Annotated in this window: 10 protein-coding genes and 1 CRISPR repeat array; of the genes, 4 read left to right on the forward strand and 6 right to left on the reverse strand. The window is 66.9% G+C overall.

Annotated features, from left to right (window positions below; genetic code table 11):
- Nucleotides 1-200: 200 nt before the first annotated feature.
- From OG707_RS42065 to OG707_RS42080, 5 genes are all read right to left on the reverse strand, one after another.
- Nucleotides 201-1,880 carry an HNH endonuclease gene (locus OG707_RS42065; protein ID WP_329127507.1) on the reverse strand — a complete coding sequence of 560 codons (1,680 nt, stop codon included), beginning with the start codon at nt 1,878-1,880 and terminating at the stop codon, nt 201-203.
- Nucleotides 1,881-2,199: 319 nt separating this feature from the next.
- The gene (locus OG707_RS42070; RefSeq protein ID WP_329127509.1) at nt 2,200-2,583 is read right to left on the reverse strand and encodes a barstar family protein; all 384 of its coding nucleotides are present in this window, start codon (nt 2,581-2,583) and stop codon (nt 2,200-2,202) included.
- Between the two features lie 10 nt (nt 2,584-2,593).
- Entirely contained in the window at nt 2,594-2,803 is a 210-nt protein-coding gene (locus OG707_RS42565) for an ATP-binding protein (RefSeq protein WP_443071464.1), read from the reverse strand.
- The gene (locus tag OG707_RS42075; protein WP_329127510.1) at nt 2,800-2,964 is read right to left on the reverse strand and encodes a hypothetical protein; all 165 of its coding nucleotides are present in this window, start codon (nt 2,962-2,964) and stop codon (nt 2,800-2,802) included. The genes OG707_RS42565 and OG707_RS42075 overlap by 4 nt, the downstream gene beginning before the upstream one ends.
- A complete protein-coding gene (locus tag OG707_RS42080; protein WP_329127511.1) occupies nt 2,961-3,545 on the reverse strand; it encodes a TetR/AcrR family transcriptional regulator in 585 nt (194 codons plus the stop codon). The genes OG707_RS42075 and OG707_RS42080 overlap by 4 nt, the downstream gene beginning before the upstream one ends.
- Before the next feature lie 85 nt (nt 3,546-3,630).
- Between OG707_RS42080 and OG707_RS42085 the strand changes: the two genes are divergently transcribed.
- Nucleotides 3,631-4,530 (forward strand): alpha/beta fold hydrolase, encoded by a 900-nt coding sequence (locus OG707_RS42085; RefSeq protein ID WP_329127512.1) that lies wholly within the window; start codon nt 3,631-3,633, stop codon nt 4,528-4,530.
- 138 nt (nt 4,531-4,668) lie between these two features.
- Here the strand turns inward: OG707_RS42085 and OG707_RS42090 are convergent, their stop codons facing one another.
- Complete coding sequence (locus tag OG707_RS42090; protein WP_329127514.1) at nt 4,669-6,567, reverse strand: DNA/RNA helicase domain-containing protein; 1,899 nt, start codon at nt 6,565-6,567, stop codon at nt 4,669-4,671.
- A gap of 92 nt (nt 6,568-6,659) precedes the next feature.
- Here OG707_RS42090 and OG707_RS42095 point away from each other — a divergent pair, with 92 nt between their 5' ends.
- The 3 genes from OG707_RS42095 to cas3 all read left to right on the forward strand — a co-directional run bounded on the left by OG707_RS42095 (nt 6,660) and on the right by cas3 (nt 13,343).
- Nucleotides 6,660-7,016 (forward strand): nucleotide pyrophosphohydrolase, encoded by a 357-nt coding sequence (locus tag OG707_RS42095; protein ID WP_329127516.1) that lies wholly within the window; start codon nt 6,660-6,662, stop codon nt 7,014-7,016.
- A gap of 8 nt (nt 7,017-7,024) precedes the next feature.
- Nucleotides 7,025-8,017 (forward strand): hypothetical protein, encoded by a 993-nt coding sequence (locus OG707_RS42100; RefSeq protein WP_329127518.1) that lies wholly within the window; start codon nt 7,025-7,027, stop codon nt 8,015-8,017.
- Between the two features lie 280 nt (nt 8,018-8,297).
- A CRISPR array of direct repeats spans nt 8,298-10,217; the repeat unit is 28 nt; unit sequence GTCGACCCCGCGCCTGCGGGGATCTTCC.
- A 240-nt stretch (nt 10,218-10,457) separates the two neighbouring features.
- Nucleotides 10,458-13,343 carry a CRISPR-associated helicase Cas3' gene (gene cas3 / locus OG707_RS42105; protein WP_329127519.1) on the forward strand — a complete coding sequence of 962 codons (2,886 nt, stop codon included), beginning with the start codon at nt 10,458-10,460 and terminating at the stop codon, nt 13,341-13,343.
- Nucleotides 13,344-13,411: the final 68 nt, after the last annotated feature.

Genomic DNA, 13,411 nt, shown 5'->3' on the forward strand with positions numbered 1-13,411 from the left:
GCGTGCCGTAGAGATCGTCGCCAGGGTAGCGGGGGAAGAGATGCTGGTGGAAATGCCAGACATCTTGGTTGCCGGCGGGCTCGTTGTGCTGACGGGTAGAGACGCCCGCACCGCCTACGACTGTGCGGGCGTCTCTACGCGTCAGCACAACGAGCCCGGGGTGTTCACCGGTTCGGTGCCGACATCTCGTGGAGTGTGGGTCACGCGAGCTTCTCCTCATGCAGGCGGCGTGCAGTGGCTGCGAGGAGACGTCCGAGCTTCTCCCTGTTCTCCCCGTAGGTCTTGAGGGCATGGCAATTCGGGCACAGAGCGATCATGTTCGAAGGGACATCCGGCCCGCCCTTGGCCAGGTCCTTGACGTGGTCGACCTGCAGGATCGGCAGCCCGGCTTTGGTTCGTTCGCTGGGATGGCCTGCGCACTGAGGGCTCTCGCACCTGTTCTGGCAGCGGGTGAGGACGGCCCCTCGCGCACTGGGGTCGCGGACGTACTTATCGGCCAGTGTGGGCTTCTTGAGCTGGCCCCGGCGCTCCGCGTTTGCTTCCGCCTTTTGCGCCAGGCGCTTGTAGGCCTCCGTGTCGCTCTCCCCGGTGTCGGAAGGCTCATCACGATCGGTTGTGAGGTCGCTCAGACGGTAGTTGCCGGTATCGTCGTGCAGTTCGCCCGCATCGGCATCAACAGCTTCACGGACCTCGGGGGGCCAGGTGTCGCGCTCTGGGGAGGGGATGGGCGCCAGGACCCAGAGGAACTCGCGGCGGGGTTGTTTGTCGTCTCCGGTGCCCCAGCGCAGTCGGCGCTGCACGATGACAGCCCAGGTTTCGAAACTCCACTGTCCCTGGAACGGCTTGTGCCAGTAGCGCAGGGGGCGTCCGGCGACCTGATGTTCGGCCATGAGCTCATTGCCGTCCGTGAGTTTCTGGTCGCCCGACAGACCATCACTCACATAGGCAATCCAGGTGGTATCGGGGATGCGTCCGTCGGCGTAGGGCCCCTTGTCATCGGAGAAGACACTCAAGATGCCATCAGCGAGACAGCCGATGCCTGCCCTCTTCTGACCACCGTGGACCCGCCCGATGGCATCTCTGTCTGTGAAGGTCTCTCCGAGCAGGGGACGCAGCGCATCGGGCCATCTCCCGGCGAGCAGATCATGGAGGCCGAAGTCTTCCAACAACCCTGCCGGAAGTAGGTGGAAGTAGCGGATGATCAGTCCCGCTGCCGCTGACGCGGCCACCTCGGGCTGTGAGCGGATCAGGTTGTAGTCGTCCTCACGCAAACCTCCAGAGGGGTCAACTGCGTTGAGAGATTCCAGGGTGGGGCGCCGCCCTCGGCTGGTCAGGGTGAGGTCGTCCGCCGTCTCAACAATCCACAGGTCATCGCGTACCAGGGCCCAGAACGGATAACGAGCCCCCTCCGCTTCGTCCTCAGCCTGGCCGTACTTCACCAGCAGCGGCGCGAACGCATCTCGAGTGAACGACCACGGCTGCAGGCGAGGGGCTCCAGCCATAGCCTGTCCGATCGCCCAGAGCAGAAGGATGGGGCGATGCAGAGCAGGGCCGGTTGCACGACGTGCCGGACGGACGTCTCCCACCCGCCGGTGGAAGGACTTGGGCGGCTCCACGACAGTGAAGCCTTCCCTCCTGAGCCACGCCACTGCGTGCTTGAGGCCCCCGCTGAGCTGTGAGGGCTTGAGCGCTCGTCCGAAGTCGTAGCGGTGGGCGACGCCGGCGATGGCCTTCGAGTCGTACAACTTCCCCTCGTACTGGAGGAAGTAGATCGCCGCGGCGTGAAAGCCGTACGCGTCCCGGAAAGCCTCCGGGCCGAGTTGGTCGTGCTCGGCAATCGCCTGCAGGATGCCCGCACGCGTGATCTCAGAAGGTGCCATGGCCGCCACCGTAGAGCAGAGCACTGCCTCGACCGCCGCCGCACTCTGCCGGAACTGCACCATTGCAGCCGTCAACCGGGAGTCCTCGCGTGAGCGATCAGTCCGACCAGCAGGCCAAGAGGTCCTTCCTGTACGTCGTGCTCTGTGCCTGTGGAATCGACGGCGACGTCGGCAAGCTCATCACGGTCGACCTGGTGAACACGATGGACCCCCCAACTCGTCGCGGCCGCCTTCGGTATGGACCCGCAGGCTGCCGTGATCTATCTCGCCGACCACGTCGATGCGGGCCGACTGCCAGCTCCGTGACCGGTCCGCCTGGCTAACGAAGGCGCAGGCCCCCGGGAAGTTCCTCTTCAATGATTTCGACCAGCCAGTCGAAGGCAGTTGGGCCACGTCCAGCACGGGCTTCTGCGAGCTCGGCGCTCACACGGGACCTGTTCGTCGGATGACACCGAGCGAGCCGCATCTCCAGCTGACGGGCGGTCTCGGGGTATCCGAGGTGCTGACGGGAGACCGTGTGATCACGCCACTCGATCCTGAAGTCGCCGCTGTCTGGCGTCCCGAAGCCGCCGCCGAGGCAGTCAGCGAAGGCATCAAGATTCCGTCCGAAGTATCCGCCGCAGCCGATGCTCTCACCGGCGACCCGCCAGAAGTCCTCCAGCGTCCTGACCTGGCTGCCGTCCAACACATATCTCACCGTCACGGCACGCAGACTACGTCCGCCCGGGCGGCCTGCCTATTCGTTTCGAACCCATGCTGTTCAGGCACCACCTCGCACGGGTTCGCCGCAACATGTGCGCTTTGGCAATACCGACACTGGTCGTGAGGATCGTGCTCGACTTCTGATACCTCTGGTTGATCACCTGGAACAGGGCTGAAGTGCCATCGCCCGGAAGCGGGAGATAGCCCAGTGCATCGATCACGAGCAGGCGGGGCCGGCGAAGAACCTCATGATGCTCGACCAGCGGCCTTCAAGTACGGCCTCGTGGCACTTGGCTGCGAGTTCGGTGGCGGCAGGGAAGTAGACGCGGTGTCCGGCGTCGACCGCGGAGCGGGCCAGTGTGACGGCCAGCATCGTCATCATCGGCGCGGCGCCCGCGCGAGCGCGTCGAGGGTCACACCGACGATCGCCCGGAGTTGCTCCGGGCTCGAGCCGGCCCTGCCCATCACCGCGAGAGACTGGTTTACGGCCGCTACGTGAACGGCGAAGTTCTCGGCGTTCTCGTCGGACATTCCGCCGGCCTTCAGCGCGGTGCGCAGGCGCGGGCGCTGGAGGCCGAACAACTCTTTGACGTGCTCTGCGACGCTTGGGCTCAGCGCCGGACTCGCCATGACCGACTGGGCCATGAGGCATCCGTCGGGCACGGCGGGGTCGGCGATGCGCCTCAGGGTGACATCGAAGAACGCACGGACGGCGGCGACGGGGTCCTCGGCCGCGCACGAGAGGGCGGCGTCGAATTTGGCGCCGTAGCGCGTGGCGTAGCGATCCAGGCAGCGAAGGAAGAGCGCGTCCTTGTCGCCGAGCGAGGAGTAGATCGAGCTGCGGTTCAGGCCGGTCGCCCGGGACAGGTCGTCGAGCGAGGTGTCGGCGTAGCCGGAGCGCCAGAACTGGATCATCGCGGCGTCGAGCACCGTGTCCATGTCGAACTGCTTCTTGCCTGCCATGCAGCCCATCCTCCCATCTTGGACCGATCAGTTCAAGACGTGTTAGCGTCGAATCACGGTCCACCCGCCTCGATGGAGGATTCCCATGACCAACCCCGTCCCCGCCCTGCCTCTGCATGACCTGGCCGGATTCACGCACCGCTGGGTCGACGCCGACGGCGTCCGCCTGCACGCCGTCGAAGGCGGTCGGCCGGACGGACCGGCCGTCGTCCTGCTCACCGGGTTCCCGCAGACGTGGTGGGCCTGGCGAAAGGTCATGCCTGCTCTCGCCGATCGGTTCCGGGTCATAGCGATCGACCGGCCGGGCCAAGGCAATTCCGAGCATCCGGAGCTCAGCTACGACACGCACACGGTCGCCGCGCACATCCAAGCCGCTGTGAACGCTCTCGGCGTGCGGGACTACTGGCTCGCCGGGCACGACATCGGCGCCTGGGTCGCCTTCTCCCTCGCCCTGAACTACGAGAGCCGACTGCACGGGGTCGCGCTGCTCGACGCCGGAATTCCCGGTATCACCATGCCGGAAGCGATCCCTCTCGACCCGGCTCTGGCGTTCAAGACCTGGCACTTCGCGTTCCACGTGGTGCCCGATCTTCCCGAGACGCTGATAGCCGGCCGCGAGCGGGAGTACATCAGCTGGTTCCTGAAGACCAAGTCCCTCGCGCCCGACGCGTTCGAGGAAGCAGAGCTCGACCACTACGGTGCTGCCCTCGCCGTCGATGGCGGCCTGCGCGCCGGCCTCGCCTCCTACCGCGACGCCGCCGAGTCCGCGCGCAAGAACCACGCGGCACTCGAGCAACGGCGACTGACCGTACCCGTCCTCGGAATCTCCAGCAGCCACGGCTCGATCCCGGATATGGCGGCCTCCATCAGCCCGTGGGCCGAGAACGTGACCGGCGTCATCGTGCCCGACGCCGGTCACTACATCCCCGAGGAGCAGCCCGAGGCCGTCGCCGCCGCCCTCACCGACTTCTTCAGCGGCTGCTAGGCCGGTTCGTTTGGATCACTTCCGCTGGCCGAGGTGGATCCGGGCCGTCGCTCGGGCAGCCGAGGCCAGCGAGACAACCGTCCGCACAGTCGAAAAGGGCTTCAGCCGATGATCGAGCCTACGGCACCCGATTGACACTCAGCCTTGGCCAGGGCGTCGATCATGATGCGGCAACAGGGCCTCCAAGTGGGCTTGCGTCTGTTCGTCGTTGGACCACAGGCGGGTGCCTCTGGTTCCCCGGGTGGCGAGAACGCGGTAGGTGTTGAGGGCGAAGCGCAGATAGCGCTCCGGGGAGATGCCCTTGAACGCCTTGTCGCAGCTTTCCTCTGGCTGAGCGACCCACTTGTCGCCTCGGCGGACGAGATCCTTGCCGATGATCACGACGTTGTAGGCGTACTCCATCCCCTGCGCGGTGTAGATACAGCCAACCTGTTCATGCCCCCCTTCATCAGTGGCCCAATACGGTCGAGCCGGCACCTGCGGGTAGTCGAGGTCCGGCGTGTCCATACGCGCGTTCCACGGACGAACCCAGGTTCGCGGCCCCTGGGGCCCGCTCCAGGTGAGCTCGACTTCGGGGCGAAGCGGGGGAGTGTCTGGCGATTCCCAGGGCCAGCAAAAACCCGCTGTCATCCGGGCGGTCAGGCCCTTGTCCGTGTGGGAGCCGATCCAAGCGGTGAACTGGTCGGGGTCGCCGGCCACCGCGAGGTCGTAGTCCGAGCCGGACCAGGGCGCAGTTAGGCCCTGCGGCTGGAGGAACTGATCGATCCACCGGTGGTAGCCACTGGAGCCGTTGCAACGGAACTGGGTGGTGAGGTCAATGTGCCCGAGATAGCGGTCCTGGTCGCGGGCATGCTCCGTGAGTTCGTCGAGCGTGACACCTTCCGTGGGCCGCACGATCTGCTGTTCGTCGAGGAAGAGCACGGCAACTGACGCCCGGTTCAAGAGCTTTCCCAGCGTCAACGGGAAAGCAGCACGACTGTGGTCGGGGTAGGTGCGGGATCGGTGGGCTTCATCGAGCAGCACGACGCTGTCGGCCGTTACTCCGGCCGGGATCCTGTCGGTGAACGTGGCGATCAGGCCACGAGAGGTATCCCCGACCGTGCGCTGCAGCTGGCGGGTGAGCGTGCCGGAGGGCGACAACAGCCGCGGATTGGCGCCGGCCTCGCGGCACAGCTCACCAAGGAGCCGACAGGCGATGACCGTTTTACCGGTGCCGGGACCGCCGGTCACGACGATCGTGCTGCGCTTCCCCCGCTCCTGCGAGGCTTTGACAGCGTGCCAGACCTCCTGGAGTGCCAGGTCCTGGTCGCCAAGGAGCGTGAACGCATCGTTGCCCTCGATTACTTGGCCCGCCCTGGCCAGCAAAGCGGGGGAGGGGCGATGCTCAGCATCCAAGAAGACCTTGACGCTCTCCTGCGAGGCCGGCTGCAAGCTCGCGCATCCCAGGCGCTCGGCAAGAGCCTCACGCGAAGGCTCGGCTGCAAGGTCGTCACGGCCGAGCAGAGGAAAGGCGCCCGCCGCCCCACCCACCACCCCCTCCTGCAACTGGCCAATCAACTCCGGGCCGGCATCGTGAAGAACGGTCAGCCCGCGTACCCACAACGAGAACTCGTCCCGAGAAACCCAGTCCTCCAAGTAACGGACATACCCACGCACCTGTCGCGCCGGGTGCTGGACCGTACGCTGACCGATCTTCGCCATGCCAGGGCGAAAACGGCTCGTCTGGACGGTGGTCCACTGCTTCAGCTCGATCACCACCGTGCACAGACGACCATCGGGAGCCTCGCCGATGACCAGCGCATCAATGCGCTCCCCTGTAGCCGGAAGGGAGAACTCAAGCAGCACACGAAGCTCACCCAACCCCGCACTACACAAAGCAGACATGAGGGCCGGCCAGCTACGCCGCCAGCTGCGCACCTCGTCCGCGCTCGGCGCGAAGCCAAACACCTTGAGGAACCGTCGCTCACACGCCTCGATGAACGCAGCCTGTGTGACGTCCCGTGCAACATCGGCAACCCTGCCCCCGTGAAGATGCATGGCCAGACGTATACCAGCTGAGACTGACAACTCGACTCTGCGCAGGGTCAGACCGCGACCACATGTCAGTGCCACCTGGTATTCCTGGGAGCATGACGATCGGATCACTGCAGAAGTCGCTGGCCGACTTCGCCGCTGAACGCGAGTGGGAACAGTTCCACACCCCAAAGAACCTGGCCATGGCCCTGGCCGGCGAAAGTGGCGAACTCCTCGCAATCTTCCAGTGGCTGACCCAGGACGAGTCCTCAGCCGTGATGGACGATCCCGTCCGAGCGCCGCAGGTGCGCGAGGAAATCGCCGACGTCTTCGCGTACTTGCTCAGGCTGGCCGACGTTCTCGATCTTGACTTGGAGCAGGCCCTCCTTGAGAAGATCAAGACCAACGATCGAAAGTACCCGGTACACCTCGCACGAGGCCGGGCGGACAAGTACACACAGCTGGGGGGATGAGTCAGCCGATGCGCATCGTCATGCAGCCGGCAAGGCGCGCGAGGAAGGTCGTCAACAAGCACTACCTGGACACCATCGCGAACTGGGTGGTCTTCGACGACTACGCGCACCTCCTTGACGCACATGTCCTCGACCAACTGCGCCAGTTGTTCCCCGGTGGCTCTGCCCCCATGTGGGGAGTGGCACCAGGAAAGAACGACGCCAACGCCTCCAAGATCAAGAAGATGCGTCCCGGCGACGGAGTGGTCTTCACCGGCGAGAACAAGCTGTACCTCGGCGGAACCATCGCACTGACATGGCGCAACAAAGCCATGGCCAAGCAACTATGGGACTCAGAGGACGACGGCAGCACCTGGGAGTTCATGTACGCAATCTCCGGCGTCCAAGGCTTCGACATCCCCATCACGGAAGTTCGAAAACTCCTCAAATGGGACGAAAAGCGAAACGTCATGGGAATCACCATCCTCGACGACGCCGACAGCGACACCCTCCACTCACTCCTGACACTCGACCCAGCCCCAGCCGCGCTGGCGCCCGTCGATGAACAGGAGGAAGAAGCAGCCATCGCCAACTTCGACGGAGAGCTGGAGCGCACCTCTCAGCGGGCCCATCGGGGCGAGCAAGCGGCCCTCAAGCGCCGACTCTTGCCCGGCAACACCGGCGAGTGCGCCCTATGCGGACGCCACCTCCCAGGCGCCTTCCTCATAGGGGCACACATCAAGAAGCGCGCGGTCTGCGACGACGAAGAGAAGCGCGACCTCACCAACATCGCAATGCTCGCCTGCACCTTCGGCTGCGACGCACTCTACGAGCACGGCTACATCACCGTAGCCCCCCACGGCCTGATCCAGGTAAGCCCGCTCGCCCAGCACCTCCCGGCAGTCGCCGAACACATCGAGAAGTGGCTCACCAACCAGAAAGTCACCTGGTGGAACGAGAACCGCGAGAAGTACTACCAGTGGCACCGCACCCACACATTCAAGGACAGCCCGCCAGCATGACCACGTGAACCACAACACCCGCCAATCCTCCCCCTTCGCAGGAAGGAACAGCGGCCGTTTCAATGCGTTGACCGGTCGTCCCGCTGCCTCCGCGCCTGCTGCACGAGCCACGGCGTGCCGCGCGCCTCGCCGAGATCCGACAGCTGCGAATCCTTGGCCTGGACCAGCGAACCACGCCCGACCGTCCGTGCCTGTGGCGCGGCGGCCAGCTCTCAGCCCTCCCTCGAAGCAACTGAATGAAAACAGGCAACCCACCCGGTAGATTCGCAGTTCAAGAAGTGTCGACCCCGCGCCTGCGGGGATCTTCCGCTCCGGGTGAGCCTGGCAGCTAGACCCCGGAGGTCGACCCCGCGCCTGCGGGGATCTTCCGTCGCCCAGGCCACGCGACGGGGCGCTGTCATGGTCGACCCCGCGCCTGCGGGGATCTTCCGGTGCGGGCGGACCCGGCGACGAACCGGTTGCCGTCGACCCCGCGCCTGCGGGGATCTTCCCCGGCCGGGGGCCGACTCGTACGGGCTGGGGATGTCGACCCCGCGCCTGCGGGGATCTTCCCGCGAGGTTCTACGGGTTCGAGCTCATCAACCGGTCGACCCCGCGCCTGCGGGGATCTTCCCCCGGGCAACAACCTGGCGGCCGGTCTCGTCCTGTCGACCCCGCGCCTGCGGGGATCTTCCGGTGTGGGGCAAGGCGCGCCCCATTTGGGCCCCGTCGACCCCGCGCCTGCGGGGATCTTCCGGACCTTGTCATCGGCGGACTCCGTGACGCCGCGTCGACCCCGCGCCTGCGGGGATCTTCCGGCGCTCGGCATCCGCAGTCCGTCGAGGGTGATGTCGACCCCTCGCCTGCGGGGATCTTCCGCGCCGTGCGGAAAACTCGCCAGTGATTGGGATGTCGACCCCGCGCCTGCGGGGATCTTCCCGTCAGGTTCGAGATCAGGTCGCCGTCGTTCAGGTCGACCCCGCGCCCGCGGGGATCTTCCGGAGTCGCGAGCCGTGGACCGTGCGCGCAACGTGTCGACCCCGCGCCTGCGGGGATCTTCCGACCTCCAGCGCCCCGGCGACGCTCCGCACGATGTCGACCCTGCGCCTGCGGGGATCTTCCACCAGGACGGGCAGGCTCGGGCGCCTGCTGCTGGTCGACCCCGCGCCTGCGGGGATCTTCCCCCGTTCACGTGCGCGGTCTGGCCCGCCGGCCTGTCGACCCCGCGCCTGCGGGGATCTTCCCTCGGACATCGCGTCGATCTGGGGTTTCGGCTGGTCGACCCCGCGCCTGCGGGGTTCTTCCCAGGCAGACCAGCGATTCCGGCGTGAAGATCACGTCGACCCCGCGTCTGCGGGGATCTTCCGTGGGGCGACGTGGAGGGACGGACGGTCGAGTCGTCGACCCCGCGCCTGCGGGAGTCTTCCGGCGGCAGATGCCGCACTCCACGCCAACCAGGCGTCGACCCCGCGCCTGCAGGGATCTTCCCTCGGCCACCTGCACACGATGGCGCAACTGCCGGTCGACCCCGCGCCTGCGGGGATCTTCCTGCCCGGGTCAGTCCACCACCCGGTCACGGTCGGTCGACCCCGCGCCTGCGGGGATCTTCCCTACCACTGGGCGATGGACGCGGTCATCGACCAGTCGACCCCGCGCCTGCGGGGATCTTCCGGCGGAGCGGCCGGGAAAGGGCGGGACCTGAACGTCGACCCCGCGCCTGCGGGGATCTTCCGCGGTCGTTCTCGACGTCCTCGTACAGTGCGCCGTCGACCCCGCGCCTGCGGGGATCTTCCGTGCCACCGCTACGGAGTCGGAGGCGCCCCCTTGGTCGACCCTGCGCCTGCGGGGATCTTCCGTACGGGGAGATCGAAACCCCGTACACCCCCACGTCGACCCCGCGCCTGCGGGGATCTTCCTCCAGGGCCCGACAGGCTGCCGATGAAGCCGGAGTCGACCCCGCGCCTGCGGGGATCTTCCCCCGACGCCACTCTCCGCGCCCCCGCAGCTGCCGTCGACCCCGCGCCTGCGGGGATCTTCCGTGTGAGCTGGACATGGCGGACTGGCTGGCCGTGTCGACCCCGCGCCTGCGGGGATCCTCCGGCGGACGACGGAGCACACCACATCGCCGCGCAGTCGTCCCCGCGCCTGCGGGGATCTTCCCCTGCTGTACGGCCCCAAGGGGTTCCTCGTCCCGTCGACCCCGCGCCTGCGGGGATCTTCCGGTACCAGGTGGCGCGCAGCTGCTGGTTCTGTCAACCCCGCACTGGCAGGGGTGCCGGGGTGCAACGAATCTCGGCGGGTCCTGTACAGATCGGGCGCCGTCGAACGCATGACAGCACGTGTGCCCGTCAGAAGCAGTAGCCCCTCGAACCGGGAATCTGGGCGTTGTTGCAGTTCACGCGGGATTGTCAGTGGTGGCCCGTACGCTCTGGTGCTCAGTTCCGACTAGGGGTGGGGCAGCGTGGACAGGTTGCAGCTGAGCCAGCGTTACGAGCCTTTTGTTGTACGGGCGTTGGAGACTTTGTGGGGTAAATCGCGGGAGCGGGCTGGTGGCACCACGAACCTGCTGATGGCCCATCTCCTGGATACGGCGGCGGTTGCGGAGGTGCTGTGGGACAGCTTTCTCGCGCGCTCTGTGCAGGCAGCTCTGGATGAGGTGGCGGGTGGGCCGGGACAGGGGCGCCGGTTGTTCGCTTGGCTCTGCGGAATCCACGACTGCGGCAAGGCGACGCCGACGCATCAGCGGTTGTGGGCGGAAGGCGCGGAGTCTGTGCGGCGGGCGGGCATGACGTGGGTCGAACGAGCTGCTGTGGCGGGGGCAAGGCAGCAGAAACGCTGGCGGCACGACTGGGCCGGTGGTCTGATCGCGCGTGATGTGCTGGCTGAGGCTGGGTGGGAAGATGAGCAGGTGGACTGGGTGTGGCCCTTGGTGGCCGGGCACCACGGTGCGTTTCCTACGCTGCGGGACGTGCAGGAGCCCAGTCACGCGAAGGGGCAGCTGCGGGGGCGCGGAGAGTGGCGACGAGTTCAGCAGGCTGCGCTTGAGGTGTTCACCCGAGAGGCCGGATTAGGCTCGCTCGACGAGGTGAAGCCGGTGGCTGTTCCGTCCAGAGCACTCCAGCTGCAGCTCAGCGGCCTGGTGGTGATGGCGGACTGGATTGCCAGCGATGAGCGCTTCTTCGTGGGTATGGACGATCTACGACTGGTAAGTCTGGACGCTTCCCGTGAGCGAGCAGCGGCTGCGTGGACGGCCCTGGGGCTGCACAGCGGATGGGGCGCTCTGACCGAACCGGGGCCAGAGACGTTTCGGGAGCGGTACGGATATGCGCCGAGGCCGCTCCAGGCCATGGCGGTTGAGGCGGCCCGCCACATGGACGGCCCGGGGCTCCAGGTGATCGAAGCGCCGATGGGGGAGGGGAAGACGGAGGCCGCTCAGGCGGTCGCGGAAGTTCTGGCGGCCAGGTTCGGCGCGGATGGTGTGTTCGTGGGGATGCCGACCCAGGCGACCAGCGACCCGATGTTCACGCGTACGCGTCGCTGGGTGGGGGCGATTGACGGGCGCCTGGCCTCCAGGGTGGTGCTGCTGCACGGCAAGAGGGCCTTCAACCAGGAATGGAAGAACCTGCTGGGAAGCGACGCTCCTCCTGGTGGGGAGGCGTTTGGCGGGGTGGACGAGTTCGGGTTGGGCGACGACCCGTACGGTGTCGGGCCTCAGGCGTGCTGCGCCACCGAGCGGCAGGCGCCGGCCGAATGGTTCCTGGGGCCGAAGCGCGGGCTACTGGCTCCGTTCGTGGTCGGTACGGTCGATCAGCTTCTGTACGCGGCGACCCGGACACGGCATGTGATGCTTCGGATGGCGGGTCTGGGCGGCAAGGTCGTGATTCTGGACGAGGTCCATGCGTGCGATGTGTACATGAGCCAGTTCCTGCGAGAGGCGTTGCGCTGGCTGGGCCAGGCAGGAGTGCCGGTGGTTGTCCTGTCGGCGACGCTCGCCCCCGCGCAGCGCCAGGCGCTGGTCGAGGCGTACGTGACCGGTGCGGCCTCACGTGAGGAGATGAGTGTTGAGGTACCCGCGGCGGCGGGTTATCCGAGCGTCACGACGGCATGGGTCTCTGGTGCGGGAGCGCCGCGGGTTCTTGTTCAGTCGACGGACAGTTGGCGCAAGGATCTCGAGGTGGCAGTGCGGATCGTGCCCGAGTCGGTGCCTGTTGTTCGGTCCTCGCGTGAGGATCGGGAGCGGTTGCAGGGCGAAGCCGATGCACGGGTGGGGGAGTTGCTGGCGCGTGAGCTCGTTGACGGAGGGACTGCGCTGGTCATCCGCAATTCCGTGGTGCGGGCGCAGTCCCTCTACGAGGAGTTGCGCGGACGATTCGCGCATCATGAGGTGCGTCTTCTTCATGCTCGGTTCACCGTGGCTCGGCGGGCAGACTTGACCGAGGACAGCTTGCGGCTGTTGGGCCCGAGTACACCGCGGCCCCAGGGCGGCCGGCTGATTTTGGTGGCAACGCAGCTTGCGGAGCAGTCCTTTGACGTAGATGCCGACATGCTGGTCACGGACTTGGCCCCCGTCGATTTGTTGCTTCAGCGGGTGGGCAGGCTGCACCGGCATGCGGGCACGTGGCGTCCGGAGAGGCTGCGGGTTCCTCGGGTGTTCGTCACCGGCTTGGATCCGCGCGAGAGCCGCGAGCCGGCGTTCCCGTACGCCAGCGAGATGATCTACGGGCGTCATCTCCTGATGCGGACCGCTGCCGTGCTGCCCGGCGCGGGGGCAGGGTGGTCGATTCCGGGGGAGGTGCCCGGGCTGGTGGAGAAGGTGTACGGGGCGGATGTCTCGCTGCTGCCTGAGGCCTGGCGGGAGGCCGGTGAGGTGGCCTGCCGGGAGCAGGGGGACCGGGACCGGGCCCGGGCTGAGAATGCACGGACGTTCTTGCTGACTCCGCAGGGTGAGCATGAGAGGCGCACTCTGGTGGGTCTTCACTACGGCGGTTCCACAGCGGGCAGTGACGAGGGGGCCCTGCAGGCGGCCGTTCGCGACGGCGAGGAGTCCGTTGAAGTGGTCCTGGTGGCCCAGGAATCTGAGGGTGCGGTATTTCGGACGCTGGCCGGGCGGGCGTTGAGCGTCAACGGGGATGTGGCCCCTGACGTGCTGGACGAGGTGCTGGGATCAGTGGTCCGGCTCCCGCCGAAATTCACAGAACCGGCATTGAAGCTGCAGCCGTTGCCGGGCTGGCTCGGTCATCCGTGGCTGGGGAGGTGCCGCGCTCTGGTACTGGACGCCTCGCACCGGGCCCAGCTCGGGGATGCCACGGTGACCTACGACGAGGAGTTCGGGTTCCGGCAGCTGTAGTGGCCGGCGCGCGATGTCGACGGGATCGGGCCCAGGCGCGTGGGGGAGCCGCCGGGGCAGGTGCCCCG

Origin of the sequence: Streptomyces sp. NBC_01465, assembly GCF_036227325.1 — a bacterium.
Classification (GTDB): Bacteria; Actinomycetota; Actinomycetes; order Streptomycetales; family Streptomycetaceae; genus Streptomyces.

What these genes read in the sequence shown, in the direction of transcription:
- OG707_RS42065 (WP_329127507.1), bottom strand. Translation starts at nt 1,880, where the DNA reads ATGGCACCTTCTGAGATCACGCGTGCGGGCATCCTGCAGGCGATTGCC.
- OG707_RS42075 (WP_329127510.1), bottom strand. Translation starts at nt 2,964, where the DNA reads ATGATGACGATGCTGGCCGTCACACTGGCCCGCTCCGCGGTCGACGCC.
- OG707_RS42080 (WP_329127511.1), bottom strand. Translation starts at nt 3,545, where the DNA reads ATGGCAGGCAAGAAGCAGTTCGACATGGACACGGTGCTCGACGCCGCG.
- OG707_RS42085 (WP_329127512.1), top strand. Translation starts at nt 3,631, where the DNA reads ATGACCAACCCCGTCCCCGCCCTGCCTCTGCATGACCTGGCCGGATTC.
- OG707_RS42090 (WP_329127514.1), bottom strand. Translation starts at nt 6,567, where the DNA reads ATGCATCTTCACGGGGGCAGGGTTGCCGATGTTGCACGGGACGTCACA.
- OG707_RS42095 (WP_329127516.1), top strand. Translation starts at nt 6,660, where the DNA reads ATGACGATCGGATCACTGCAGAAGTCGCTGGCCGACTTCGCCGCTGAA.
- OG707_RS42100 (WP_329127518.1), top strand. Translation starts at nt 7,025, where the DNA reads ATGCGCATCGTCATGCAGCCGGCAAGGCGCGCGAGGAAGGTCGTCAAC.